This is a genomic window from Klenkia marina (genome assembly GCF_900101025.1).
Classification (GTDB): Bacteria; Actinomycetota; Actinomycetes; order Mycobacteriales; family Geodermatophilaceae; genus Klenkia; species Klenkia marina.
Window position 1 is genome coordinate 325,014 of the sequence record NZ_FMUH01000005.1, and the last position, 23,274, is coordinate 348,287.

The 23,274-nt window shown below is 75.6% G+C and carries 28 protein-coding genes and 1 riboswitch; of the genes, 11 read left to right on the forward strand and 17 right to left on the reverse strand.

Features of this window, described 5'->3' with window-relative positions:
• Positions 1-28 precede the first annotated feature (28 nt).
• The 3 genes from mrf to rpmF are packed head-to-tail and all read left to right on the forward strand — an operon-like array spanning position 29 to position 1,700.
• On the forward strand, positions 29-1,267 hold the full coding sequence (mrf, locus tag BLP29_RS16005) for a ribosome hibernation factor-recruiting GTPase MRF (protein WP_092806271.1): 1,239 nt from the start codon (positions 29-31) through the stop codon (positions 1,265-1,267).
• A complete protein-coding gene (locus BLP29_RS16010; RefSeq protein WP_092806273.1) occupies positions 1,264-1,536 on the forward strand; it encodes a type B 50S ribosomal protein L31 in 273 nt (90 codons plus the stop codon). The genes mrf and BLP29_RS16010 overlap by 4 nt, the downstream gene beginning before the upstream one ends.
• Positions 1,536-1,700 carry a 50S ribosomal protein L32 gene (gene rpmF, locus BLP29_RS16015; RefSeq protein WP_092806275.1) on the forward strand — a complete coding sequence of 55 codons (165 nt, stop codon included), beginning with the start codon at positions 1,536-1,538 and terminating at the stop codon, positions 1,698-1,700. The genes BLP29_RS16010 and rpmF overlap by 1 nt, the downstream gene beginning before the upstream one ends.
• A 13-nt stretch (positions 1,701-1,713) precedes the next feature.
• Here rpmF and BLP29_RS16020 read toward each other — a convergent pair whose 3' ends face one another.
• Together BLP29_RS16020 and BLP29_RS16025 are read right to left on the reverse strand one after the other, a co-directional pair.
• Positions 1,714-2,709, reverse strand: coding sequence for an ABC transporter substrate-binding protein (locus BLP29_RS16020; RefSeq protein ID WP_092806277.1), 996 nt, complete (start codon positions 2,707-2,709; stop codon positions 1,714-1,716).
• 120 nt (positions 2,710-2,829) lie between these two features.
• On the reverse strand, positions 2,830-3,645 hold the full coding sequence (locus BLP29_RS16025) for a hypothetical protein (RefSeq protein WP_092806279.1): 816 nt from the start codon (positions 3,643-3,645) through the stop codon (positions 2,830-2,832).
• A gap of 45 nt (positions 3,646-3,690) precedes the next feature.
• Between BLP29_RS16025 and BLP29_RS16030 the strand changes: the two genes are divergently transcribed.
• Positions 3,691-4,434 carry an SDR family NAD(P)-dependent oxidoreductase gene (locus BLP29_RS16030; protein ID WP_092806281.1) on the forward strand — a complete coding sequence of 248 codons (744 nt, stop codon included), beginning with the start codon at positions 3,691-3,693 and terminating at the stop codon, positions 4,432-4,434.
• A 7-nt stretch (positions 4,435-4,441) separates the two neighbouring features.
• On the opposite strand, the gene BLP29_RS16035 is transcribed toward BLP29_RS16030, so the two are convergent.
• Complete coding sequence (locus BLP29_RS16035) at positions 4,442-5,407, reverse strand: HDOD domain-containing protein (protein WP_243470020.1); 966 nt, start codon at positions 5,405-5,407, stop codon at positions 4,442-4,444.
• On the reverse strand, positions 5,404-7,485 hold the full coding sequence (locus BLP29_RS16040; RefSeq protein ID WP_133379198.1) for a putative bifunctional diguanylate cyclase/phosphodiesterase: 2,082 nt from the start codon (positions 7,483-7,485) through the stop codon (positions 5,404-5,406). The genes BLP29_RS16035 and BLP29_RS16040 overlap by 4 nt, the downstream gene beginning before the upstream one ends.
• 224 nt (positions 7,486-7,709) lie before the next feature.
• Here BLP29_RS16040 and BLP29_RS16045 point away from each other — a divergent pair, with 224 nt between their 5' ends.
• On the forward strand, positions 7,710-8,888 hold the full coding sequence (locus BLP29_RS16045; RefSeq protein WP_092806283.1) for an acyl-CoA dehydrogenase family protein: 1,179 nt from the start codon (positions 7,710-7,712) through the stop codon (positions 8,886-8,888).
• A 6-nt stretch (positions 8,889-8,894) separates the two neighbouring features.
• Entirely contained in the window at positions 8,895-10,043 is a 1,149-nt protein-coding gene (locus tag BLP29_RS16050; protein ID WP_092806285.1) for an acyl-CoA dehydrogenase family protein, read from the forward strand.
• A gap of 57 nt (positions 10,044-10,100) precedes the next feature.
• Here the strand turns inward: BLP29_RS16050 and BLP29_RS16055 are convergent, their stop codons facing one another.
• From BLP29_RS16055 to BLP29_RS16075, 5 genes are all read right to left on the reverse strand, one after another.
• Positions 10,101-10,700, reverse strand: a complete 600-nt coding sequence (locus tag BLP29_RS16055; protein ID WP_092806287.1) for a YceI family protein — start codon at positions 10,698-10,700, stop codon at positions 10,101-10,103.
• Positions 10,701-10,777: 77 nt separating this feature from the next.
• Positions 10,778-11,335 carry a type 1 glutamine amidotransferase domain-containing protein gene (locus BLP29_RS16060; RefSeq protein WP_092806289.1) on the reverse strand — a complete coding sequence of 186 codons (558 nt, stop codon included), beginning with the start codon at positions 11,333-11,335 and terminating at the stop codon, positions 10,778-10,780.
• 37 nt (positions 11,336-11,372) lie between these two features.
• A complete protein-coding gene (locus BLP29_RS16065) occupies positions 11,373-12,221 on the reverse strand; it encodes an aggregation-promoting factor C-terminal-like domain-containing protein (RefSeq protein ID WP_133379200.1) in 849 nt (282 codons plus the stop codon).
• 57 nt (positions 12,222-12,278) lie between these two features.
• Positions 12,279-12,411: riboswitch (cyclic di-AMP (ydaO/yuaA leader) on the reverse strand.
• A gap of 143 nt (positions 12,412-12,554) precedes the next feature.
• Positions 12,555-13,217, reverse strand: a complete 663-nt coding sequence (locus BLP29_RS16070; RefSeq protein ID WP_092806291.1) for a class I SAM-dependent methyltransferase — start codon at positions 13,215-13,217, stop codon at positions 12,555-12,557.
• Positions 13,214-14,512 carry an MFS transporter gene (locus BLP29_RS16075; protein WP_092806293.1) on the reverse strand — a complete coding sequence of 433 codons (1,299 nt, stop codon included), beginning with the start codon at positions 14,510-14,512 and terminating at the stop codon, positions 13,214-13,216. The genes BLP29_RS16070 and BLP29_RS16075 overlap by 4 nt, the downstream gene beginning before the upstream one ends.
• Before the next feature lie 132 nt (positions 14,513-14,644).
• On the opposite strand from BLP29_RS16075, the gene BLP29_RS16080 reads away from it, so the two are divergent.
• From BLP29_RS16080 to BLP29_RS16090, 3 genes are read left to right on the forward strand one after another with little or no spacing between them, the layout of a single operon-like run.
• Positions 14,645-15,292 (forward strand): polyamine aminopropyltransferase, encoded by a 648-nt coding sequence (locus tag BLP29_RS16080; protein WP_207798535.1) that lies wholly within the window; start codon positions 14,645-14,647, stop codon positions 15,290-15,292.
• A gap of 49 nt (positions 15,293-15,341) precedes the next feature.
• A complete protein-coding gene (locus BLP29_RS16085) occupies positions 15,342-15,560 on the forward strand; it encodes a hypothetical protein (protein WP_092806297.1) in 219 nt (72 codons plus the stop codon).
• Positions 15,557-16,006, forward strand: coding sequence for a hypothetical protein (locus BLP29_RS16090; protein ID WP_092806299.1), 450 nt, complete (start codon positions 15,557-15,559; stop codon positions 16,004-16,006). The genes BLP29_RS16085 and BLP29_RS16090 overlap by 4 nt, the downstream gene beginning before the upstream one ends.
• Positions 16,007-16,025: 19 nt before the next feature.
• Here BLP29_RS16090 and BLP29_RS16095 read toward each other — a convergent pair whose 3' ends face one another.
• Genes BLP29_RS16095 through BLP29_RS16115 form a run of 5 tightly spaced genes read right to left on the reverse strand, consistent with a single transcriptional unit; the run spans position 16,026 to position 19,057 of the window.
• Positions 16,026-16,490 carry a WapI family immunity protein gene (locus BLP29_RS16095; protein ID WP_133379202.1) on the reverse strand — a complete coding sequence of 155 codons (465 nt, stop codon included), beginning with the start codon at positions 16,488-16,490 and terminating at the stop codon, positions 16,026-16,028.
• Positions 16,487-16,879 (reverse strand): ankyrin repeat domain-containing protein, encoded by a 393-nt coding sequence (locus BLP29_RS16100; RefSeq protein ID WP_092806303.1) that lies wholly within the window; start codon positions 16,877-16,879, stop codon positions 16,487-16,489. Before BLP29_RS16100 ends, BLP29_RS16095 begins: the two co-directional genes overlap by 4 nt.
• The gene (locus BLP29_RS16105; RefSeq protein WP_243470021.1) at positions 16,876-17,694 is read right to left on the reverse strand and encodes a pentapeptide repeat-containing protein; all 819 of its coding nucleotides are present in this window, start codon (positions 17,692-17,694) and stop codon (positions 16,876-16,878) included. The genes BLP29_RS16100 and BLP29_RS16105 overlap by 4 nt, the downstream gene beginning before the upstream one ends.
• A 37-nt stretch (positions 17,695-17,731) precedes the next feature.
• Positions 17,732-18,484: a dienelactone hydrolase family protein gene (locus BLP29_RS16110; RefSeq protein ID WP_092806307.1), complete on the reverse strand. Its 753-nt coding sequence runs from the start codon at positions 18,482-18,484 to the stop codon at positions 17,732-17,734.
• Between the two features lie 48 nt (positions 18,485-18,532).
• On the reverse strand, positions 18,533-19,057 hold the full coding sequence (locus BLP29_RS16115; RefSeq protein ID WP_243470022.1) for a hypothetical protein: 525 nt from the start codon (positions 19,055-19,057) through the stop codon (positions 18,533-18,535).
• Positions 19,058-19,124: 67 nt separating this feature from the next.
• Here BLP29_RS16115 and BLP29_RS16120 point away from each other — a divergent pair, with 67 nt between their 5' ends.
• Both BLP29_RS16120 and BLP29_RS16125 read left to right on the forward strand, forming a co-directional pair.
• Complete coding sequence (locus BLP29_RS16120; protein WP_092806311.1) at positions 19,125-20,669, forward strand: helix-turn-helix domain-containing protein; 1,545 nt, start codon at positions 19,125-19,127, stop codon at positions 20,667-20,669.
• Positions 20,669-21,502, forward strand: coding sequence for an RCC1 domain-containing protein (locus BLP29_RS16125; protein ID WP_092806313.1), 834 nt, complete (start codon positions 20,669-20,671; stop codon positions 21,500-21,502). The genes BLP29_RS16120 and BLP29_RS16125 overlap by 1 nt, the downstream gene beginning before the upstream one ends.
• A 4-nt stretch (positions 21,503-21,506) precedes the next feature.
• Here BLP29_RS16125 and BLP29_RS16130 read toward each other — a convergent pair whose 3' ends face one another.
• The 3 genes from BLP29_RS16130 to BLP29_RS16140 are packed head-to-tail and all read right to left on the reverse strand — an operon-like array spanning position 21,507 to position 23,221.
• A complete protein-coding gene (locus BLP29_RS16130; protein ID WP_092806315.1) occupies positions 21,507-22,127 on the reverse strand; it encodes a hypothetical protein in 621 nt (206 codons plus the stop codon).
• On the reverse strand, positions 22,124-22,714 hold the full coding sequence (locus BLP29_RS16135; RefSeq protein WP_092806317.1) for a hypothetical protein: 591 nt from the start codon (positions 22,712-22,714) through the stop codon (positions 22,124-22,126). Before BLP29_RS16135 ends, BLP29_RS16130 begins: the two co-directional genes overlap by 4 nt.
• A 39-nt stretch (positions 22,715-22,753) precedes the next feature.
• On the reverse strand, positions 22,754-23,221 hold the full coding sequence (locus tag BLP29_RS16140) for a PPOX class F420-dependent oxidoreductase (protein ID WP_092806319.1): 468 nt from the start codon (positions 23,219-23,221) through the stop codon (positions 22,754-22,756).
• Positions 23,222-23,274: the final 53 nt, after the last annotated feature.

The window sequence follows — 23,274 nt, forward strand, 5'->3', positions numbered from 1 at the left end:
TTGTCGTTCGCGTGTAGTGTGGAGACCCATGAGCCGAACCCCGCTGGTCCTCGTGGCCGGCCTGCACCGAGAGCACACCGCCCGCGCCGCGGCCGACCTCCGGCGTGCCCACCCGGGCACCGTCGTGGTCCACCACGACGTGCGCGGGCTGGCCGAGGGCGTCGTCGAGCGCACCGTCCGCGACGCCTCCGGCGAGACCCGCACGGCGCTCGAGCTGGCCCACGGCTGCCTCTCCTGCACCCTCCGCCTGGACGTGCTGCCCCTGCTGCGCGAGCTGGCCGCGCGCCCCGACGTCGAGCGCGTCGTGCTCGAGCTCGACCCGGCCCTGGAGGCCGAGAGCCTCTGCGTGGCCCTCGACGCACTGGTGCTCGACGACGGCTCCACCGCGGCCGAGGCGGTGCAGGTGGAGGCGGTGGTCGCCGTCCTGGAGACCGCGACCTGGCTGGAGGACGTGACCGGCGAGGCCGTGCTGGCCGAGCGCGGCATGGCCGCCACCGCCGACGACGAGCGCACCGTCGCCCAGGTGCTGCTGGGGCTCACCGGCTTCGCCGACGTCGTCCTCCTGGCCGGTCCGGCCGTCGACGACTGGACGGCGGCCCGGCTGCACGCCGCGCTGGGGCGCTGGGTGCCCGCGGCCCGGGTCGGCTCGGTCGAGCACTGGCGACCTGCACGGGTGCTCGCCGGGCTCCCCCGGACCGCTCGCCGCGGCCGGGTGCGGCACCCGCACGACGCCCAGCTCTCCGGGCAGCCCCCGCTGGAGGCCGACGCCGGGCTGGAGCTGGTGCGGTTCTCCGCCCGCCGTCCCTTCCACCCCGAGCGGCTGCACGAGGCCTTCGACGTCCTGCTCGACGGCGTCGTCGGCACCCGGGGCCGGCTGTGGCTGGCCACCCAGCACGAGCACGCGGTGTGGCTGGAGTCCGCCGGCGGCGGCCTGCAGCTGGGGGACGCCGGTCAGTGGCTGGCCACCTTGGGGGACGACGCCGAGCTCTGGGCGCAGGTCGACGACGAGCGTCGGGTGGCCGCCGCGCTGCGCTGGGACCCGGTGCACGGCGACCGCGACACCGAGCTCGTCGTCCTCACCCACCGGCAGCCCGCCGAGGCCATCACCGCCGCCCTCACCGACGCCCTGCTCACCGACGCCGAGCTCGCGCTCGGCGTCGAGGGCTGGCGCACGTTCGTCGACCCCTTCGGCGAGCAGCACACCGACCCCTGCGAGGCATCCAGCCCCGCCGACCCCGCCACCCACCTCAGCGAGGAGAACCGATGAGAACCGGCATCCACCCCACCTACCGCACGGTCGTCTTCCGCGACGCCGCCACCGGCACGCTGATCCGTACCCGGTCGACGATCGCCACCGACCAGACCGTCGAGCTGGACGGCGAGACCCTGCCGCTGGTCGCCGTCGACACCAGCGCGGCCTCGCACCCGTTCTGGACCGGCAGCGCCCGGGTGCTGGACACCGCGGGCCGGGTGGAGAAGTTCAACGCCCGGTACGGGCAACGGGATGCAGCCCGCCACGGGAATCGTGCGCGCTGATGGCCGTCCCGAAGCGGCGCACGTCGCGGTCGAACACCCGGCACCGGCGCTCGCAGTGGAAGGCCACCCCGCCCGATCTGGTCCCGCTCACCGTCGACGGCGTCCGGCACCTGGTCCCCCGCCGGCTGGTCGCGGCCGTCCGGCGGGGGTACCTGCAGCCCTGAGCGGGTGCGCCCCCTACCGAGCGGCGAGGGCGGCCGCCACCAGCGGCGTGAGGTTCTCGGCCAGGTAGGGGGCCGACAGCACGGAGTTGTAGCTCATGGCGCCCCGGACGTCGCCGGCGTCGACGACCATCCCGCCGCGCGCCACGACCGGCACCTGGGCGAGCACCGGGTCGGCCTCCACGGTGGCCACCGCGTCGGGGTCGGTCAGCACCAGCAGCACGTCGGCGTCCAGCAGGTCGAGGCGCTCGGCGGACACGTCGACGTAGAAGCTGTCGCCGGTGTCCTGGTCGGTGATCGCGGCTGGCAGCTGCATGCCCAGCTCGCCGAGGGCCCGGCCGCGGGCGTCGGCGGGCAGGAACGCGTAGAACTGCCCGCCCGAGTACAGCGCCGCGACGCCGGTCGCCCCCTCGATCTCGGGGTGGGCCGCCACGGCGTCGGCGAAGGCCTGGTCGGCGGCGGCGATGAGCTCCTCGCCGCGGTCGACCTCGCCGACGGCCTGGGCGATCATGCGGGTGGCGGTGTCGCGGTCCACGCCGTAGGCCACGGTGCCCTCCGGCCGCACCAGGGTGGGCGCGATCGCGGAGAGCTGTTCGTACACCGGCTCGTCGAACCCGGCGGAGACCCCCACGATCAGGTCGGGCCGCAGGGCGGCGACGGCCTCGACGTCGACCTCGCTGCTGGTGAGGACCTCGGGCTCGGCGCCGCCGAGGAGGTCCTGCGCCCACGGCCCGACGCCGTTCGTGTCGGCGTAGAACACGAACGGGGTGACCGCCAGCGGCACCACGCCCATCCCCAGCAGCGGGTCGGAGTCGGTGACGCCGAGCGCGACCACCCGCTCCGGCTTCGCGGGGACGGTGGTCTCGCCCCAGATGTGCTCGACGGTCACCGGGAAGGCTGCGTCGTCGGCGGCGGCCGGTGCGTCACCACCGGTGTCGGTGCTGCCTCCGCAGGCGGAGAGCGCGAGCGCGGCGACGGCGAGGATCGTGGTCAGGGAGGCGCGGCGAGTCACGGAAGCCCTTCGAACGGCACTGCCGGGACCCTCCCGGTCAGGTGAGGCTCACCTAAGCACAGCCTCGGCGCCGATCCGGGAGCGGGCCACCGTCGGCGACGTCCGGCCACCCCGGCCCGGTCAGCCGGGCAGCTGCTCGGCAAGGCGGCGGAGGTCGCGCTCGGCGTCCGGTTCCAGCGGCAGGTCGGCGAGGACCGCCAGCACCTCCTCGCGCTCGAGGCCCTCGGCCAGCAGCGCGGCCAGCACGCGGTCCACCGCCGTGGCCGGGATGGGTGCGGGCTCGGCGGCCACCGCGGCCCGGGCGAGGAAGCGCACCGCGGAGAGGTCCTCCGCCGGTGCCGGCGGAGCAGGCACGGCGGCGCGGGTCATCGACTCCGCGGCCCGCACCAGCGACAGGGGCACGCCCTCGGTCTCCACCAGCGCCAGCGGGGTGTCACCGATGGCGGCGAGCACCAGGTGCTCGGCCACGATGCGCAGCGGCGCCTCCCACTCCCCCGCCCGCACCACCGCGACCGCGTCGTCGGCGTCCTCCCCGACGTCGTCGGCCAGCTCCACCCACGCGCCGGGCCGGGCGGCCCGCAGCCGGTCGGCGGCCAGCACGCACGTGGCCAGGACGAAGGGCTCCAGCACCTCGACGTCGAACCGGTCGGCGACCAGCCCGCCCCGGTCGTCGGCCATGTTGAGCGCGTCCCGGAAGCTGCCGGGCACCGCGTCGCCGAGGTCGAGCCGGCCGGTCTCCTCGTCGCCGAGCACCTGGCCGTTCTCGGCGCGCACGCCCACCGTCGTCCCGGTCGCCACCAGTCGGCCCCGGCGGCGGGCACGGTGCGGGCGGTCGCCCGTGCCCACGGCCCACGCGCACGCCTCGGCCACGAGTGCGGCGCTGCGCTCGCGCAGCACCTCCCGGGTCAGCAACGACATCTCGTCGATCTCGAACACCCCTCCAGGGTGCGCCCGCCCGCCACCGGTGCCTAGCGTGGGTGCGTGGACCTCCAGCTGACCGGGAAGCGTGCGCTGGTCACCGGGGCCGGGCGCGGCATCGGCAAGGCGGTGGCGCAGCGGTTGTCCGAGGAGGGCGCGCAGGTGGCCCTGCTGGCCCGCTCCCGCGACCAGCTCGACGCCACCGCCGCCGCGCTGCCCGGCCCGTCGCTGGTGCTGCCCGCCGACACCACCGACGACGCGGCCGTCCGCGCCGCGGTGGCCGCCGTGGCGGACGCCTGGGGTGGGGTCGACGTCCTGGTCAACGCGGCGGCGCGGCCGGCGTCGAGCGCCCCGGTGCCCGCGCTGGCCGACCTCGACGACGACGCCCTGCGCGTCGAGGTCGAGACCAAGGTGCTGGGCTACCTGCGCTGCGCCCGCGCCGTCGCCCCGCACATGGTGGCCGCCGGCTGGGGCCGCATCGTCAACGTCAGCGGCCTCAACGCCCGGGCCACCGGCAACCTGGTCGGCACGGTGCGCAACGTCGCGGTCGCGGCGATGACCGCCAACCTGGCCGAGGAGCTCGGCCCGCACGGGGTCAACGTCACCGTCGTGCACCCCGGGCGCACCGTCACCGAGCGAACCCCCGCCGACGTCGCCACCGCCCCCGCGGCGACCCGCATCGGCCGGCTGGTGACCGCCGACGAGTTCGCCGACGTGGTGGCCTTCCTCTGCTCCCCGCGCAGCGTGGCCGTCACCGGCGACGCCGTGGCCGCCGGCGGTGGCACCCCCGGGGTCGCGGTCTACTGAGCCGCGCTCAGCTGCCCAGCGCGCGGCCCAGGTCGGCGGCCTCCGTGGCCACCCGGGCCAGCACCGGGCGAAGGTCGGACTCGCGGACCCGCCGGCAGCTGAGGTCCTCGACCGGCACCGGGACGTGGCCGGGCACGGTCAGCCGGTCGGTCACCTCGAACGCGGTGCGCAGCAGGGCGCCGTCGATCGACTCGGGGTCGTCGAGCCCGAGCACGGGGCGCACCATGCCGTCGGGGAACCCCCAGTGCCGCATGGCGGCCCCGGTCAGCTCCACCGAGTGGACGCCGAACCGCTCGAGCTCGGCAGCCCGCCGGGCGGCCGACCCGCGGTGCACGGCGACCTCGGCGTAGCCGGCCGGGTCGTGGTGGGTGAGCAGCGCGGTGCCCAGCAGGGCCAGCAACCCGGTGCACATCGCGTCCTGGGGCCGCTGCCCCACCCGCGGCGCGAGGGCCTCGCAGGCCAGCGCAAGGTGGGTGGTCGTCGTCCAGTGGTCCGGAGGCAGGCTGCCGTCCTCGTCGCTGGTCAGCGCGACGCTGGCCATCGACCGGACGGTCGCGAACCCGACCACCGTCACCGCGAACTGCAACGAGGAGACCCGGCCGCGCAGGCCGTAGAACGCCGAGTTGGCCAGCTTGAGCACCCGCCCGGTCAGCGCCGCGTCGGCGGCCAGCAGGCGGGCGACCTCGCGGGCCCCGGCGTCCTCGGCGTGGGTCAGCGCCACGATCTGGGCGGCCACCGGCCGCTGCGCCGAGAGCTCGTCGATGTGCGAGAGCACCTCGTGCGGGTCGAACCCCACGCCCGGCAGGAGCGCGGCGACCAGCTCGGCCTCGGTGGGCTCGCGCTCCTCGTCCACCTCGATCAGCTCGACCTCGGCCACCTCGACGTCGCCCTCGGCCACCACGTCGACCGGCACGTCGTCCAGCACGTCGTCCACCACGTCGTCCAGCACGTCCACCCCGTCCAGCTCCCTCACCGCGCACGCCCGGCGAACCAGGTGGCGCACGCCGCGCCCGGCATCGGGCGCGCCACCCCGTAGCCCTGCAGGTGGGTCACGCCCAGCTCCCGCAGCACCCGCGCCTGGTCCTCGGTCTCCACGCCCTCGGCGACCGAGGACAGCCCGAGCCCGGCGGCCAGCGCCGCCACCGCCCGGGTGATCTCGGGGTGGCCCTCGGCCAGCTCCGACACGAACGACCGGTCGATCTTCAGGCAGTCCACCGGCAGCTGGCGCAGCAGCGCCAGCGACGAGTAGCCCGTGCCGAAGTCGTCGATGGCGATGGAGACGCCCAGCCCGCGCAGCCGCTCGAGCACGTGCGGGGCGCCGTCCGGGTCGCGCATGAGGGCCGACTCGGTCAGCTCCACGCAGATCCGCTCGATGCCGACGCCGTGCTCGCGCGCAGTGCGGGCCACCAGCTCGGGCAGGTGCTCGTCGAGCTGCAGCGCCGAGACGTTCACGTGCACCACCCGAGGGGCCAGCAGGCCCAGCTCGGCGTCCCACCGCGCGATCTGGCGGCAGGCCTCCTCGACGACGAACGCGCCGAGGGCGTCGATGAGCCCGCTCTCCTCGGCCAGCGGCACGAACACGTCGGGGCCGATGGCGCCGCGCACGGGGTGCGTCCAGCGGGCCAGCGCCTCGACGCCGACCGGCCGACCCGACCCGGCGTCCACCAGCGGCTGGTAGGCCAGGGCCACCGCCCCGTCGTCCAGGGCGGCGCGCAGGTCGGCGACCAGCTGCAGCTTGTCCCGGGCGCGTCCGCGGGCGCCCTGGTCGAGCACCGAGACCCGGCCCTTGCCCCCGGCCTTGGCCTGGTACATGGCGATGTCGCAGTCGCGCACGAGCTCGTCGGCGTCGGCGTGGTCGGCGGTCTGCACGGTCACCCCGACGCTGACCCGCACGCCCACACCCACGCCGCCCAGCTGCACCGGGCGGGCCAGCTCGGCCGAGATCCGCTCGCCCAGCACCACGGCGCCGGCCTCGGACAGGTCCTCGCAGACCACCACGAACTCGTCGCCGCCGAACCGCACGACCAGGTCCGAGGGCCGGACGACGGACCGCAGCCGCTGCGCGACCTGGACCAGCAGCTGGTCGCCGGCGGCGTGCCCGAGCGAGTCGTTGACCACCTTGAAGTCGTCGACGTCGAGGAACAGGCACGACAACCGGCCCGCGGCACCGGCCACGAAGCGCTCGGCGACGAACCCGGTGAGCCGGGTGCGGTTGGGCAGCCCGGTGAGCGGGTCGTGGGTGGCCTGGTGCTCCAGCTGGCTCTGGAAGGCCAGCCGCTCGGTGACGTCCTCGATGGTGGCCACGAACCCGCTGCCCAGCGCCGGGGTGTGCAGGTGCGACAGGCGCAGCACGGTGGTGCGGACGTCGCCGGCCCCGCGCAGCAGCCGGGCCCGGACGTCGGACGCCCCGCCCACCAGGGCGTCGGCGGCGGCGTCCAGGACGGCGTCGAGGTCCTCGGAGTGGACGACCGACAGCCAGCCGGTGCCCAGCAGCTCCTCGGCCTGGCGGTCCACCAACCGGCAGAAGGCGTCGTTGACGTGGGCCAACCGCATGCCCTGCTCCGAGAGCAGCGTGGGCACCGGCGACCGCTCGGTCAGCGTGGTGAAGCGGCGTTCGTGCGCGGCCGCGGACTCGGCCAGCGCGCGCTCGGTGGCGCTGCGGGCCGGCTGGGCCGACAGCGTCCAGACCCCGGTGTCCGAGGAGGGCGTCGCGGTGACGTGCAGGTCGACCGGCACGCCGGTGCCCGACCGGGCCGACAGCTCGGCGACGGTCGAGCGCTCCCGGCGCAGCCACCCGCCGAAACCACCGGGCGGGGGCACCGGGAACAACCGGTCCAGCGCCATGCCCGGCAGGTCGCCGGCGGCGTGGCCGAACAGCTTCTCGGTGCCGGCGTTGCCCCAGCGCACGCGCACCTGCCCCCCGTCCGCGTCCGCCTCGGCCGCGATCACCAGCAGCGCGAGGTCGGTCGACACCGCGGCGGCGTGGACGACGGCGCGCGAGACCCGCGCGGCGTCGGCGGCCGAGCGCGCGGTGGAGGCGCCCGATCGCACCGAGGCTGGGCTCGGCCGTGTGCCCGGCACCGGAGGCGATGGCAGGGGGCGCAGCACGGAGGTGGTGTCGGCGCACGGCGTCCCGGACTGGAGCCGGCGTGCGCCCGGGTCACCCGGACGGGGGGAGCCACCCGTCCCGCACCCGTGGTTACCGACGAGTAGTAGGTGTGGGATCGTCGGGGGCACGGTGCGCGACGTCGCCACCGGAGGAGGAAGGGTCGTCCATGCAGTTGCACCTGTCGCCCGAGGACCAGGCGTTCCGGGACGAGATGCGCACGTTCTTCACCACGAAGATCCCGCAGGCCATCCGCGACGACGTCGCCGCGCACCGCGAGGTGTCCAAGGAGCAGTACGTCGAGGCCCAGCGGATCCTCAACGAGGCCGGCCTCGCCGTGCCGCACTGGCCCGCCGAGTGGGGCGGCCGCGACTGGACGCCGCTGCAGCGCCACATCTGGCGCGAGGAGATGCAGCTGGCCGCCGTCCCCGAGCCGCTGGCCTTCAACGCCTCGATGATCGGCCCGGTCATCGCCGCGTTCGGCAACCAGGAGCAGAAGGAGCGGTTCCTGCCGGCCACCGCGAACCTCGACATCTGGTGGTGCCAGGGCTTCTCCGAGCCCGACGCCGGCTCCGACCTGGCCAGCCTGCGCACCAGCGCCGTCCGCGACGGCGACGACTGGGTCGTCAACGGCCAGAAGACCTGGACGACGCTGGGCCAGTACGCCGACTGGATCTTCTGCCTGGTGCGCACCGACCCCACGGCGGAGAAGAAGCAGCGCGGCATCTCCATGCTGGTCTTCCCGATGGACACCCCCGGGGTCACCCTGCGGCCCATCGAGCTGCTCGACGGCGGCTTCGAGGTCAACGAGGTGTTCTTCGAGGACGTGCGGGTGCCCGCCGAGAACCTCATCGGCGAGGAGAACCGCGGCTGGGACTACGCCAAGTTCCTGCTGGGCAACGAGCGCGTCGGCATCGCCCGGGTGGGCGCCACCAAGCGGCTGATCGTCGACGCGAAGAACCGCGCCGCCGAGATCACCTCCGGCGGCCGTCCGCTCATCGAGGACCCCTCGATGCGCACCCGCATCGCCGAGCTGGAGAACGAGCTGCTGGCGCTCGAGCTCACCGCCCTGCGCGTGGTCTCCAACTCCACCGACGGCAAGCCCAACCCGGCGTCCTCGGTGCTGAAGCTGCGCGGCTCCGAGCTGCAGCAGGCCGCCACCGAGCTGATGGTCGACATCGCCGGCCCGCTGTCCCTGGCCTCCTTCGCCGACGACGACGAGACCGACGTGCCCGAGTGGGCGCGGGTGGCCACCCCGGAGTACCTCAACTACCGGAAGGTCTCCATCTACGGAGGCAGCAACGAGGTGCAGCGCACCATCATCGCCGGCACGATCCTGGGGTTGTGATCTGACATGGACTTCACCTTCGACACCGAGCAGCACGCCCTCCGCGAGGCCGTGGCCGGCCTGCTGCAGCGCGCCTACGACCCGGAGAAGCGCCGGGCCGTGACCAAGGACGACCCGGGCTTCGACGAGAAGACCTGGGCGCAGCTGGCCGAGATGGGCGTGCTGGGTCTGCCCTTCGCCGAGGCCGACGGCGGCATGGGCGCCGGGCACGCCGAGGTGGCCCTGGTGGCCGCCGAGATCGGCCGGGTGCTCGCCCCCGAGCCGTTCGTCGAGTCCGTGGTGCTGGCCGGTGGGTTGGTATCGGCCGTCGGCACGGCCGAGCAGCGCGCCGAGCTGCTGGGCCCGCTGGCCGAGGGCAGCTCGCTCGTGGTGTTCGCGCACGCCGAGCCGGGCCACCGCTGGACGTCGTCGGCCACCGCCGTCACCGCCACGCGGTCGGGCGAGGGCTGGACCCTGTCCGGGGTCAAGGAGCCGGTGCCGTCCGGCGCCCGCGCCGACGTCCTCGTGGTGTCCGCCGCCGTCGAGGGCGGCACCGGGCTGTTCGTCGTCCGCGGGGACGCCACCGGGCTGACCCGCGACGGCTACCGCAGCCACGACGGCACCCGGGTGGCCCGGGTGACCCTCGACGGCACCCCCGCCGAGCTGCTCGGCGAGGGCACCGCCGACCGCGCGGGCGACGTCGAGCTGGCGCTGGCGCGGGCGAGCGTGGCCTACGCCCACGAGGCGGTCGGCGCCATGGAGACCGCGCTGCGCACCACCAGCGAGTACCTCAAGACCCGCAAGCAGTTCGGGGTGCCGCTGTCGCGCTTCCAGGCGCTGACCTTCCGGGCGGCCGACATGTACGTGTCGCTCGAGCTGGTCCGCAGCGTCGCGCTGTGGGCCACGATGGTCGTCGACGCCGAGGACTCCTCCCCCGAGGCCGTGCTCGCCGCGGCCGACCGGGCCCGGCTGCAGACCTCGAAGGCCGGCCGGCACATCGGCAAGGAGGCCATCCAGCTGCACGGCGGGATCGGCGTCACCGCCGAGTACTCGGTGGGGCACTACACCTCGCGGCTGACCGCCATCGACCACCTGCTGGGCGACGGCGCGTGGGCGACGAACCGGCTGGCCGAGCGCGTCGACTCCTACGACACGGTCGAGGCCCTGCCCGCCTGACCCCGCACGCACGCAGAGCCCCGGTCCGCACGAGCGGACCGGGGCTCTGCGTGCGTCTCAGGCCTGCCTGATGACCGAGACGTCGAACTCCAGCTGCACCTTGTCGCTGACCAGCACACCGCCGGTCTCCAGGGCGGCGTTCCAGACCAGGCCCCAGTCGCTGCGCTTGAGCGCCAGCGCCCCCTCGAAGCCCACCCGGGTGTTGCCGAAGGGGTCCAACGCGCTGCCCGTGAGGGTGAAGTCCACCGCAACCGTGCGGGTCTGGCCCTTGATGGTCACGTCGCCGGTGACGGTGAACTCGTCGTCGTCGATCTGCTCGACCCCGGTGGAGACGAACGTGATCTCGGGGAACCGCTCGACGTCGAGGAAGTCCGCCGAGCGCAGGTGGGCGTCGCGGTCGGCCTGCCCGGTGTCCAGGCTGGCGGCGTCGATGCGCAGCTCGACCGCACTGGCGGTCGGGTCGGCGACGTCGAGGTGTGCGGCACCCTCGAACCGGGTGAAGGTGCCGCGCACGGTGGTGACCATGGCGTGGCGGGCCCGGAAGCCGATGCGGGTGTGCGCCGCGTCGACGGCGTAGTCGCCGGACACGTCGCTGAGGGCAGAGGTGGCGTCGTCGAAGTCGGTCTCGCCGGCTCCGGTCGCGCGGTGCTTGGCCACGGTGGACGGTCCTCCCAGGGTGTGCAAAACGACCCATTCTGACCCGTTCACCGTGACCGCGCACCGGCGGGCGGTGCTCAGCCCTCGGCGAACAGCTCCACGACGGCCCGCGAGAACGCCGGGACGTCGTCGGGGTTGCGGCTGGTGACCAGGTTGCCGTCGCGGCAGACCTCCTGGTCGACGACGGTCGCACCGCCCCGCCGGAGGTCCCCGCGGATGCTCGGGTAGGAGGTCAGGGTGCGCCCCTCGAGCACCCCGGCCTCCAGCAGCGTCCAGGGCGCGTGGCAGATGGCGGCCACCGGCTTGCCGGCGTCGAAGAACGCCGTGACGAAGGCCAGGGCGTCGGCGTCCTGGCGCAGGGTGTCGGGGTTGACGGCGCCGCCGGGCAGCAGCAGGCCGTCGTAGTCCCCCGGCGACACCTCGCCCACCAGGTGGTCGACGTCGTACAGGTCACCGGGGTGGATGTCGCCGTTGACGCCCTGGACGCGCCCGTCGTCCTCGACGCCGTCGGGCACCGAGAGCAGGTGCACGGTCGCGCCGGCCGCCTCCACCGCCTTGCGGGGTTCGTCGAGCTCGATCTGCTCGACGCCCTGGGCGGCGAGGATCGCGATGGTCTTGCCGGTCAGTTCAGCCATGCCGGGGCGGGTGCCCCCACCACCGGCAGGCCGAAACTCAGTACCAGCCGGTGGCCTCGGAGTGCGCCCAGCCACCGCACGGCGAGCCGTAGCGCTCGTCGAGGTAGATCAGCCCGGCGTCGATCTGGCGGAACCCGTTGGAGGTCTTGGCGATCCCCGTGCCGGCCCAGGTCGAGTCCAGGAACTGCGGGATCCCGTAGGCGGTCGAGGTCGGGTTCTGCGCGGTCGGGTTCCAGCCGGACTCGCGGCCCCAGAGGTTCTCCAGGCACGAGAACTCGCGCTCGTCGCCACCCAGCTGCGCCAGGGCGTAGTCGTGGAAGTCCTGGGTGGTCGCGTTCTCCGCGGCGGCCTCGGCGGCGGCGGCGGCCTGTGCCTGGGCAGCGGCCGCGGCCTCGGCGGCGGCCTGCGCCTCGGCGGCGGCCTGGGCCTCCGCGGCGGCCTGGTCGGCGGCGGCCTGGGTCTGCGCGGCCGCGGCCTCGGAGTCCTCGCGCTGCGCGCGGCTGGCGGCCAGCTCCTGCAGGTGGCCCGACAGCTCGGTGGCGGCGGCGGTGGCGTCGGCCGGCGCGGTGATGCCCAGCTGGTCGGCGACGCTCACGGCCTGCTGCGCGGCGGGGTCGGCGGACTCGGCCTCGGCGGCCGGGCCGGTGCCGAGCAGGACGTTCACCAGGACGGCGCCGACGGCGGCCGCGGCCAGGTACATCGCCGGGCGGCGGGCGGGCACCAGCCGGTGGCGACCCCGGGCGACGGCGGCGACGGTCTCCTCGGGGGTGGCGTCGGTCGCGGGCTCGGCGGTCGCGAGCTCGGCGGTCTCGGTGGTGGCGTCCGCCGAGGGGGCGGGCTGCGGACCGTCGTGGTCCGCGGGACGTGCGGTGTGGCGTGCGCTCATGCGGGCGTGCGGGTCCTCGTCTTCCGGTGCGCCGACCGTGGCTGGTCGGTGCAGCCGCCTACCGGGTTAGCTGACGGGTTCGGGCGGGAAGCGGCCCTACCCGGCGTCGTCGCACCCTCGTGCTCGGTGCGGCCGGCGCCAGGATTCACCCCGGTGCTGCGGTGGGTCCCCGGTTCACCTCGTGCCACGGGCGGCGCTGCCCGGTGCGGTGACTCAGCGGCGTCCGGTGGGTCTCCCGGGGAGGGAGGTTCGGCCGACCGGACACGGCCACGTTACGAGCAGGTCACACGAGATGACAACCGCCCCACGCGAATTCCACAGGTGTTGTCCGCCTCAGGGCAGGCGCCACACCGTGGTGCGGCGCGCGGGGTCCACGCCGCTGTCGGCGACGTCGTAGCCGGCGACCTCGACCAGCGCCTCGGGAAGCTGCGACCGGCCGGGGTCGCCCACCAGCACGATCGCCCCGCGCACCCAGCCGGTGAACAGCCACGGCCGCACGCGGTCGGCCATCCGCAGGTCGTAGAAGACGTCGCCGGCCAGCACCACGTCGACCGTGCTCAACCGCGGCCCGCCCCAGTCGTCGTCCAGGACGTCACCCACCGGCTCGACCCCGCGCACGCCGTTGGCCGCCGCGTTGAGCGGGATGACGGCCAGCGCGTAGGGGTCGACGTCGCTGGCCAGCACCCGGTCGGCCCCCGCCAGCGCCGCGGCCACCGCCACCAGCCCGCTGCCGGCACCCAGGTCGAGCACGGTGCGACCGGCGACCAGGTCGGGGTGGTCGAGCACGTAGCGGGCCAGCCCCTGCCCGCCGATCCAGGCGGCGGCCCAGAACGGGGAGGCCTCCCCCGGCCCGGGGACCTCGCCCACCCCGGCGGCGTCCTCCATGGCCTGCCACAGCGCCGCGACGTCGTCGGCCAGGTGCAGCACGACCTCGGGCACCAGCGGGGTGCGCACCAGCCGGGTGTGCTCGGCGAAGAAGCCGGCGGGGACGGTCATCGCCGGCGCACCCGGCTGAGCACCGCGGTGTAGAGCGGGGTGAGGACGACGCCGTCACCGGCCAGCCGGTCGCGCAGCCGGCGGCGGTGGGTCCACACCCCGACCAGCCCGACGGCCCAGAACAGGTACTGCACGGCGAAGGCCGCCTTGAACGAGCCGAGGTCGTAGGCGGTGGAGGAGCCGGGGGTGGTCGCGTCGAGCACGGCGCCCACCGCCAGCACGGTGAGCAGCGAGGCGACGAACCCGCCGATGTTGACCACCCCGGTGGCGCTGCCCAGCCGGTGGGCCGGGTTCCAGGTGCGGGCGTAGTCGAAACCGATCATCGAGCCGGGCCCGTTGGTCGCCAGGACCACCACCAGGACGACGAGCAGCCACAGCGGCGCCCGCCCGGGCCACAGCAGCACGACCGTCCAGGCCGTGGTCGTGGCGCCGGCGATGCCGAACACCAGCACCGACCGGCGCAGCGGCCAGCGCCCGCACAGCGCCCCCAGCAACGGGCCCACGCCCATGCCGACCACCACCAGCAGGGTGAGCAGGCCGGCCGCCGTCCCCGGGGAGAGGCCCTGGCCCAGCACGAGGAACGGGAACCCCCACAGGAGGGCGAAGACGGTGCCGGAGAACTGGGTCACCAGGTGCGTGTAGAGCCCGATGCGGGTGCCCGACTCGTGCCAGGCCCCGGCGAGGTTCTGCCAGATCTCGGCCCACCCCGCGGTCGGCGTCACCGGTGTGCCGGACGGGGCGTCGCGCAGCGCGACCAGCACCAGGACGGCGACCAGCACGCCCAGGGCGGCCGCCCCGGTGAAGGTGGCGGCCCAGGAGGTGCGGTGCAGCGCCTGCACCAGCGGGTAGGCGGCCGCGATCTGCCCGACCTGGCCGAGGATGCCGGTGAGCTGGGTGATCACCGGCACGGTGGGGCCGCTGAACCAGAGCGTCACCACCCGCAGCACGCTGATGAAGGTCATCGCGTCACCGGCGCCGACCAGCACCCGCGCCCCGACCGCCGTCGGCACGTCGGTGGCCACCGCCAGCAGCAGCTGGCCGGCGGCCATCGTGAGCGCCCCGGCGACCACCATCGTGCGCGAGCCGAACCGGTCCAGCGCGATGCCGACGGGCACCTGGAGGCCGGCGTAGACCGCCAGCTGCAGCACCAGGAAGAGGCTGACCGCCGAGGCGCCGGCCGAGAAGCGCTCCTGGGCGTCGACGGCGGCCACCCCGAGCGACCCGCGGTGGAAGACCGCGACCGCGTAGGCGAGCAACCCGACCAGCCACACGACGTAGGCACGGCGGGAGTCCACGGTTCAGGATGACACCGGCCGCCCCGCGGTTGTTCCCCCGGCCGGTGCGCGCCCGGAGCCGACGCTCCTCCGGGATGCCGGACGACGCCCGGGGACGGCAGGATGGCCGGCGTGCGGGAGGAGCTGGGGCGGGTGAGCGGACCGCACGGGGAGGTCGCCCTGTGGCGGCGCACCGCCGACGACGGCGCCGCGGTCACCGAGCTGGTCGTCGACGGCGTCTTCGCGATGGACGACGTCGACACCTCCACCGAGCGGGCCCTGGCGACCGAGGCCCTGGCCCGGGTCGACGGCGCCGAGCTGGCCGTCCTGGTCGGCGGCCTCGGGCTGGGGTGGACCGCCGCGTCCGTCCTCGCCTCGCCAGGAGTGGCCGAGGTGGTGGTCGTGGAGCTGGAGGACGCGCTGCTCCGGTGGGCCGCCACCGGTCTGCTGCCGGGGCTGCCCAGCATCTCCGACCCGCGGCTGGACCTCGTCGCCGGGGACGTCGCCTGCGCCTTCGAGCCCGACCGCTACGACGCGGTGCTCCTCGACGTCGACAACGGACCCGACTTCCTGGTGCACGGCACCAACGCCGGGCTCTACGGCGCCCCCGGGCTGGCCCGGGCACTGGCGGCGGTGCGCCCGGGCGGGGTGCTGGCCATCTGGTCGGCCGACCCCTCCCCCACCCTGCTGGCACGGCTGGCGCAGCTGCCCGACGCGGTCGACGCAGAGCAGCTCGTGCTCCCCGTCGAGCGCGACGGCCGCGTCTTCGAGTACGCGGTCCTCCTCGTGCGCCGCAACTGACTGCGTAAACCAGGTTTACCGCCCGACCGCGGCGGACACCTGCCCCAGCATGACCGCACCGAACGACACCACCGAGACCCGCACCTTCGCCGACCTGGGCAAGGAGATGTGGTCCTACCTCACCGGCAAGGGCGCCGCCATCAACTACGAGTTCGTCGACATGACCGTCGAGGTGCCCCGCGAGATCGGCGCCGACGCGCCCCGCGCCACCTGGAAGCTCAACGGCACGCTGCGCATCACCACCGCCGAGGGCGTCTCGCAGGGATGACCGACCGCCTCGTCGTCCGGGCCGACCTCGAGGTGGTCGTCGGTGCCGTGACTGCCAGGCTCACCGGCGACGGGTCGGACCTCGTCCTCGCCGCGACGGACCCGCTCGCCCTGTGGCGGGCCGTCGTCGGCACACCGTGGCCGGCCGGGGCGACCCTGCGCCCCGGCCGCGCCGCGGTGGGCCGGCTCGGCACCGACCTCGCCCGGCACGGCCTCCACCTCGACGTCACCGGCCCCCAGGGCCGGGTGGTCGAACTGGGCGCGGGGGTCTCCTCCCCCGTCGGACGGGCGCTCACCGGCTCCCCCGCCGTCCGCCCGGGCACACCGCGCACCGTCGCGGCCACCGTGGCCGCGACCTCCGGGGCCGGACGACGTCCGGCCCTCCGGGTCTGTTGGGCAGCCGCCGCCCTGGCCGCGGTGCTCTGGGCGGTCCGCCGCCGTCGCTGACCGTCGCCACGGCTCGACCTCAGCCGCTCGCGGCGATGTCGGCCAGCCACTCCTCCGCTGCGCCGAGCAGCGTCCCGACGGTGACGTCGAGCGGCACCCCGCCGCCCACCTGCTCCGCCGTGACCGGGTCGGTCCACGCGGCCGGCCCGGTCAGGTGCACCCGCAGCAGCCGTCGGTCCCCCCGGGCGTCGTCCAGCACCCAGGACAGCGTCGGGTCCGCGGCCAGCAACCCGGTGCCCAGCAGCCCGCCGGGTCGCTCGGCCACCGCCCGCAACCAGGAGCCGAGCTGGTTGCCCTCCCACGGCGTCAGGCACGGCTCACGGAACACCCACCCCCGGCCGTCCGCGGTGCGCACCTCGCCGCGCACCAGCAACCAGGTCTGCGCCCAGTCCGCCCGGTCCAGCTCGACCGCCCGCACCTCCACCGCCTGCCGACGCAGCACCCGCAGGTCCAGCCACGCCCCGTCGGCCGACGCGAGTCTCATCCCGGGCGCCGGTCGAGCAGCGCGGTCATGTCCGCGAGCCCGAAGAACGCCGCGGTCTCCCGTGCACTGGGCGAGCCGTGGTCGGGGTCGGCCCCGGCGTCGAGCAGCGCGGTCACCGACGGCACCGACCGCCGGAACACCGCGGCCGCCAGGGCGGTCTGCCCGCGGTCGTTGACCCGTGCGTGGTCGGCCCCCAGCTGCAGCAGCCGCACGACGGTGGCCGGGTGGTCGCGGTACGCCGCCAGGATCAGCAGGGTGTCGCCGGAACCGTTGGTGAGGTTCGCCGGCACCCCGGCCGACACGTACTCCGCCACCTCGTCGGTGGCCCCGCTGCGGGCCAGGTCGAACACCCGCCCGGCGAGGGCGACGACGTCGGGGTCCGTGCTCACGGCGCACCCCCCGTCCAGTGCGCCGGGCGCGGCACGCCGACGTCGAGCCGGGTGACCCGGTCGCCGACTGCGGCCTCCAGCTGCGCCGAGGTCACGAACAGCGCGCCGCGCAGGTCGGCGCCGCCCAGCCGGGCCCCCCGCAGATCGGCGCCGGTGAGGTCGGCCAGCCGCAGGTCCGCCCGCCGCAGGTCGGCACCCAGCAGCACCGCCCCGCGCAGCGAGGCGCCGCGCAGGTCCGCCCCGGCGAGCGCGCCACCCACCAGGTCCGCCCCCCGCAGGTCGCGGGGCCGGGCCACCGAGCGCCGGGCGTGCTCGCTGGCCCGGGTCAGCAGCCCGTTCACCTGGGCCCGCACGGCCCCGACCGGCTCCTCCCGCAGCTGCTCGACGTCGCCGGCCACCCGTCGGGCCAGCTCGTCGTCGGCGCGGGCCAGCTGCCCGGCCAGACCCCCGGGCAGGTCCAGGGCGCGCGCCGCACGGACCAACCAGCGCAGCTCCTGCAGCGCCCGCACCACCGGGAACACGGTGGCCACCTGGTGCAGCTCGGCCCGGTCACCCCGGTCCAGACCGGGCCACACGTGCTGCGTGACGTGCTGGCCGGCCCCGAAGCAGTCGTAGACCACGCACCCCGGGAAGCCCCGCTCACGCAGCACGGGGTGGATGCCGCAGCGGTCGTCGGCCCCGAGGTTGGGGCACGCCGTCTCGGCGGGCTTGTCCAGGGCGAAGTCCGCGCCCCGGGAGAAGGCGGGGACGACGCAGCACAACGCCGCGCACCGGCTGCAGTCGGCACGCAGGTCGTCGACGACCACCCTGTTCACCGGGGCCACCCCGCTGCGGTCCGCCGTCGGGGGTCGTTCACCGGGCCACGCGGTCGGTCAGCCCCAGCACGTGCTCCCACGCGTCGTCGCAGGCCGCGGCCCACTCGGCGAACCCGCGGTCGAAGAACGAGTGCGGCGCCCCGTCGTAGACCGGGGCGTCGACGTCGGCGCCGGCGGCCCGCATGCGGTCGGCCAGGGCGAGCTGGTCCTCGACCGGGGTGGCCGAGTCGGCCCCGGCGATGAGCATGACGGTGGGCAGCGCGGCGCGGTCGGCGGCCTCGCCCACCCGACCGGGCTGACCGTAGAAGCCGGCGCACCCGGCCAGGTCGACGCCTCCCGCGGCCAACCGCCAGGCGTGGCTGCCGCCCAGGCAGAAGCCGACCACCACCACCGGGAGGTCGGGGGACGTGCGCGAGCGCAGGTAGGCGACGGCTGCGGCGACGTCGGCGTCGACCCCCTCGTCGGTCATGAGGGGGACGTGCGCGCCCCAGTCGAAGTCCTCCTCGCGGGTGCCGGTGGCCGGCCGCCCGGCGGTGCGGCCGAACCAGTCGACCGCGACCGCCGGCAGACCCGCCTCGGCGAACCGCTCGGCCAGGGCCACGTAGAAGGGGTGCAGGCCCCGGACGTCGGGCAGCACGACGACGCCGGCCCGGGCGGGTGCGGCCGGGGCGGCGAACGCGGCGGAGAACTCGGTGCCGTCGGCGGAGGCCAGCGCCAGGGTGCCGCGCTCGGCGACGTCACCGGCGGGACGGGGCGCGGCGGGTGGGCGACTGTCGTGGCTGTGGCACATGCCCCGTTCCTACCCCCGGTGCCGCCCGTCCGCCGGGTCGGGGGGACCTCAGGTGTCGGACGCGTCGTCCTGCCGCTCGGCCCGGCCGCCGAACACCTCGGCGGCGTGCTGCCGACGGGCCTCACCCAGCCACCGGTGCTGCCGGTCGGCCTGCTCGACCAGCCGGGTGACGAGACCGGCGTCGATGCGGTTGTCGACCTCCGACAGCCCCAGCAGGGTCTCGAACCCGGCGCGCTTGAGCAGCACCGCGCCGGTGAGGAACTCGAACTCGATGACCGTGCTCAGCGGCGAGCGCCCCAGGCGGCCGTCGGGCTTGAGCCGGGAGAGCTTCTCGGCCACCCGCACCACCAGCTGCTTCACGCGGTTGGGCCGGATGCCCACCGCGGTCATCGTGGCGGCCAGGGCCGCGCGCTCCTCCTGCAGCTCGGCGAGCAGCTCGCGCAGCTGCGGCTCGTAGGCGTCGTCGACGTGGTGGTCCAGCATCCGCCGGACCAGCCCGATGCCGCCCGCGGACGCCGCGAGGTGGTCGTTGCAGTAGATGCGCAGGGCGTCGCCGTCCACGGTGGTGTCCACGCGGTCCATCCTTGCGGCCCTCCGCCTCGTCCGCAGGCATCTCACATCTGAGATATCGTCGTCGCCGATGTCCCTCACCGAAGAAGCCACCGGTCAGTCCCTGCGCCAGATCGGCACGCTCGTCCGCGACGCGCGCCGCCACCACGGGCTGACCCAGACCCAGTTGGCCGAGCGGCTGGGCACGAGCCAGAGCGCGATCGCCCGCATCGAGCAGGGGGCGCAGAACCTCACCCTCGAGCTGCTCGGCCGGCTCTCCGCCGCCCTCGACAGCGAGCTCATCACCGTCGGCCGCGGCGGCCCGACCCACCTGCGGGTCACCGGCGCCCGGCCCCTGTCGGGCTCGGTGGTGGTCAAGAGCAGCAAGAACGCCGCCGTCGCGCTGCTGTGCGCCTCGCTGCTCAACCGCGGCACCACGACGCTGCGCAACGTCGCCCGCATCGTCGAGGTCGAGCGCATCCTCGACGTGCTGCGCTCGATCGGCGTGCAGGCCACCTGGGACGCCGCCGGCAAGGACCTCACCATCGTCGTGCCCGCGGAGCTCGACCTGGCCGGCATCGACGCCGACGCCGCCCGGCGCACCCGCAGCATCATCATGTTCCTGGGCCCGCTCCTGCACCGCGAGCCCACCTTCGAGCTGCCCTACGCCGGCGGCTGCGACCTCGGCACGCGCACCATCGAGCCGCACATGATCGCGCTGCGCCCGTTCGGTCTCGAGATCGAGGCGCACGCCGGCGCCTACCACGCCCGGGTGGCCGCGCCCGAGGCCCGCGACCGCACCATCGTGCTGACCGAGCGCGGCGACACCGTCACCGAGAACGCGCTGCTGGCCGCGGCCCGCCACGAGGGCACCACCACCATCCGCAACGCCAGCCCGAACTACATGGTCCAGGACCTCTGCCTCTACCTCGAGCTGCTCGGCGTGCGCATCGACGGCTTCGGCACCACCACCCTGGTCGTGCACGGCCGCGCCGAGCTCGACGCCGACGTCGACTACACCCCCAGCGAGGACCCGGTCGAGGCCATGAGCCTGCTGACCGCGGGCATCGTGACCGGGTCCGAGCTCACGGTGCGCCGCGCGCCCATCGAGTTCCTGGAGATCGAGCTGGCCATCCTCGGCGAGATGGGGCTGCGCTACGACCTCTCCCCCGAGTACCCCGCCGACAACGGCCGCACCCGGCTGGTGGACATCACCCTGCACCCCTCGACGCTCAAGGCGCCGATCGACAAGGTGCACCCGATGCCCTTCCCGGGCCTCAACATCGACAACCTGCCGTTCTTCGCGGTCATCGCGGCGACGGCCACCGGCGGCACGCTCATCCACGACTGGGTCTACGACAACCGCGCGATCCACCTGTCCGACCTCACCCGGCTGGGCGCCGACGTGCGCCTGCTGGACCCGCACCGCGTGCTGGTCACCGGCCCCACCCACTGGTCGGCCGCCGAGATCGTCTGCCCGCCCGCGCTGCGCCCGGCGGTCTGCATCCTGCTGGCCATGCTGGCGTGCAAGGGCACCTCGGTGCTGCGCAACGTCGACATCATCGCCCGCGGCTACGAGCAGCTCTACGAACGGCTGGTCGAGATGGGCGCGCAGATCGAGGTCTTCAGCGACTGATGCCGCCCCGCGCCCGGATCGCCGCGGGCCGGCGGCACTCGGTCGGCCTGCGCGCCGACGGCCGGGTGCTGGTCGCCGGCCGCCGCGGGTCCGAGGAGGGCCGGACGGCGGACTGGACCGACGTGGTGTCCGTCGCCGTCGGGTCGGTGCACACCGCGGCCAACACCGGGCGCAGCCACACCGTCGGGCTGCGGTCGGACGGCACGGTGCTGGCCACCGGGTGGGACGGCGACGGCCAGTGCGCGGTGGGCGGCTGGCGCGACGTGGTGGCCGTGGCCGCGGGCTGGCGCCGCACCCTGGCCGTGCTGGCCGACGGCACGGCCCGGGCGGTCGGCCGGCGCACCGACGGCGCCTGCGACGTCGAGGGGTGGGACCGGCTGCGCGCCACCGCGGCCGGTGATTGGCACTCCGTCGGCCTCCGGGACGACGGCACCGTGCTGGCTGCCGGTCTCGACCGGCGCGGCCAGTGCGACGTGGGCGGGTGGCGCGAGGTCGTCGCGGTGTCGGCCGGGACGCTGCACACCGTGGGCCTGACGGCGGCCGGCCGGGTGCTGACCGCCGGCGGTCCGGCCGGCGCGGGGACCGACCGGTGGCACGGGGTGGTCGGGGTGTCCGCCGGGAGCCACCACACGGTCGGGGTGCTCGGCGACGGCACGGTGCTGGCCGTCGGCGACGACGGCCACGGGCAGTGCGCGGTCGGCGGGTGGCGCGACGTCGTGGCCGTGGCCGCCGGGTCGGCGCACACCCTGGGCCTGCGGGCCGACGGCACCGTGCTGGCCGTCGGGGCCGCGCAGGACGGGCGCTGCGGGACCGACGGCTGGCAGCTGGGCTGAGGGGTCAGCCGCGGGCGAGGACGGCGACCCCGGCGCACGCAGCGGCCCACAGCACGCTGGTGAGCGTGCCGATGATGAAGCGCTCGGCCGCCGGGGTCTCCTTGAGCGCCTGGAACCGGCCCAGGCCCTTGATCGCCAGCACCACCGGCAGGCCCTCGGGCCACCCGGCCAGCATCGTCGCGGCCAGCGCCAGCCGCTCGAGGACCCCGATCCACGACCCACCGCGCAGCACGTCGGGGTCGGCGATGCCCGCCATGCCGGGCCGCTGCCCCCCGACCGGCGACGTGGTCGTGGGAGGGCCGGTCAGCGCCGAGACCGCCCGGGTGGGGTCGGCGGCGGCGAGGACGGCGGTCACCACCGGTCCCCCGCCGAGCCCGGCGGCCACCACGGCGGCGATCGCGACGGCGGAGCGCAGCCACGGCGTGGGCGGGGCCGCGGCCCAGGCCAGCGCGGCCGCCGCGGCCACCAGTCCGGCGAGCGCGAAGGCGGCCCAGGGCGTCGCCGGCTCCCGGCGGTGGGCCACGAGCTCGCGCCCGCGCGGGACGCGGCCGGTCTCGGCCCGCCGCAGCACCGCCGCGCCCAGCGCGCCGGCCAGGACGAGCAGGACCAGGGCCGCCAGCGTCACCGGCCGCCCTCCGCCCGGGCCAGGAGCCGGGCCAGCACGGGGTGCAGGTCGTGCTCCACGTCGACGGCCGCGGCGGCCAGCCGCTGCCCGACCGCCTGGCGGGTGATGCCCAGCCGGGCCCCGGCCTCGGCCTGGGTGCACCCGGCGGCGACCAGGTCGATGGCCTCCCACGCCTGCGGGCTGCGGCGCTGGAGGAGGACGGTCAGCACGGTGGCCACCGCCTGGGCGTCGGCCGCGGCGACGTCGTCGGCACCCTCGACGGCCACCCGTGAGGGGCGCTGCTTGGCCACGTCGACCGCCCGCCGGGCGGCGAGGAAGGCCGGGCCGGTCGCGGCCCGGGTCGAGTCCGGCAACGGGGTCTGGACCGGGCCGGCACCGATGCCCACGCTCCAGCCGCCCGCCCGGGCCAGCCGGCACAGCACGTCGACGACCACGGCCGGGTGCCCGACCACCCCCTGGAACTCGTCACCGGCGGTGCGCTCGAAGTCCAGCAGCACCGGGGCGTCGGCGAGCGCGTCCAGCGCCGCGGACACCCGGTCGGGGCCACGCCGGCTGGCTCGCTGGTCGACGGTGAGCACGAAGGGCACCAGGCAAGCATGACACCTTTCCCTACGCCTGTGCAAGCCTCAGGGCTTGTCGGTCAGCTCCGGCGGGAAGCCACCGGTCGCCACCGGACCCCAGCGCACCGGCGTGACCCGGATGAGCGACTTGCCCTGCCGGTGCATCGCCTCGCGGTACTCGTCCCAGTCGGGGTGCTCGCCGCTGATCGAGCGGAAGTACTCGACCAGCGGCTCCACCGACTCGGGCAGGTCGAGCACCTCGGCGGTGCCGTCGACCTGCACCCAGGGGCCGTCGAAGTCGTCGGACAGCACCACCACGGTGACCCGCGGGTCCCGCCGGGCGTTCCTGGACTTCGCGCGCTGCGGGTAGGTGGACACCACGATGCGCCCCTCGGCGTCGACCCCGCAGCTGACCGGCGAGATCTGCGGCTCGCCGTCGGCGCGGCGGGTCATCAGCAACGCCTTGTGCCGGGGGCGGAGGAACGTGAGCAGGCCGTCGCGGTCGACCCGGTCGGCGGTGGCGGTCTTCGGCATGCCCGGACGCTACGACGGGCCACCGACTCCCCGCCCGTCGGCCCGATCCCCCG

Excerpts from the sequence above, each read along its gene's own strand:
- mrf (WP_092806271.1), top strand. The coding sequence starts at position 29 with ATGAGCCGAACCCCGCTGGTCCTCGTGGCCGGCCTGCACCGAGAGCAC.
- BLP29_RS16010 (WP_092806273.1), top strand. The coding sequence starts at position 1,264 with ATGAGAACCGGCATCCACCCCACCTACCGCACGGTCGTCTTCCGCGAC.
- rpmF (WP_092806275.1), top strand. The coding sequence starts at position 1,536 with ATGGCCGTCCCGAAGCGGCGCACGTCGCGGTCGAACACCCGGCACCGG.
- BLP29_RS16045 (WP_092806283.1), top strand. The coding sequence starts at position 7,710 with ATGCAGTTGCACCTGTCGCCCGAGGACCAGGCGTTCCGGGACGAGATG.
- BLP29_RS16050 (WP_092806285.1), top strand. The coding sequence starts at position 8,895 with ATGGACTTCACCTTCGACACCGAGCAGCACGCCCTCCGCGAGGCCGTG.
- BLP29_RS16060 (WP_092806289.1), bottom strand. The coding sequence starts at position 11,335 with ATGGCTGAACTGACCGGCAAGACCATCGCGATCCTCGCCGCCCAGGGC.
- BLP29_RS16065 (WP_133379200.1), bottom strand. The coding sequence starts at position 12,221 with ATGAGCGCACGCCACACCGCACGTCCCGCGGACCACGACGGTCCGCAG.
- BLP29_RS16070 (WP_092806291.1), bottom strand. The coding sequence starts at position 13,217 with ATGACCGTCCCCGCCGGCTTCTTCGCCGAGCACACCCGGCTGGTGCGC.
- BLP29_RS16085 (WP_092806297.1), top strand. The coding sequence starts at position 15,342 with ATGACCGCACCGAACGACACCACCGAGACCCGCACCTTCGCCGACCTG.
- BLP29_RS16090 (WP_092806299.1), top strand. The coding sequence starts at position 15,557 with ATGACCGACCGCCTCGTCGTCCGGGCCGACCTCGAGGTGGTCGTCGGT.
- BLP29_RS16095 (WP_133379202.1), bottom strand. The coding sequence starts at position 16,490 with ATGAGACTCGCGTCGGCCGACGGGGCGTGGCTGGACCTGCGGGTGCTG.
- BLP29_RS16110 (WP_092806307.1), bottom strand. The coding sequence starts at position 18,484 with ATGTGCCACAGCCACGACAGTCGCCCACCCGCCGCGCCCCGTCCCGCC.
- BLP29_RS16120 (WP_092806311.1), top strand. The coding sequence starts at position 19,125 with ATGTCCCTCACCGAAGAAGCCACCGGTCAGTCCCTGCGCCAGATCGGC.
- BLP29_RS16125 (WP_092806313.1), top strand. The coding sequence starts at position 20,669 with ATGCCGCCCCGCGCCCGGATCGCCGCGGGCCGGCGGCACTCGGTCGGC.
- BLP29_RS16140 (WP_092806319.1), bottom strand. The coding sequence starts at position 23,221 with ATGCCGAAGACCGCCACCGCCGACCGGGTCGACCGCGACGGCCTGCTC.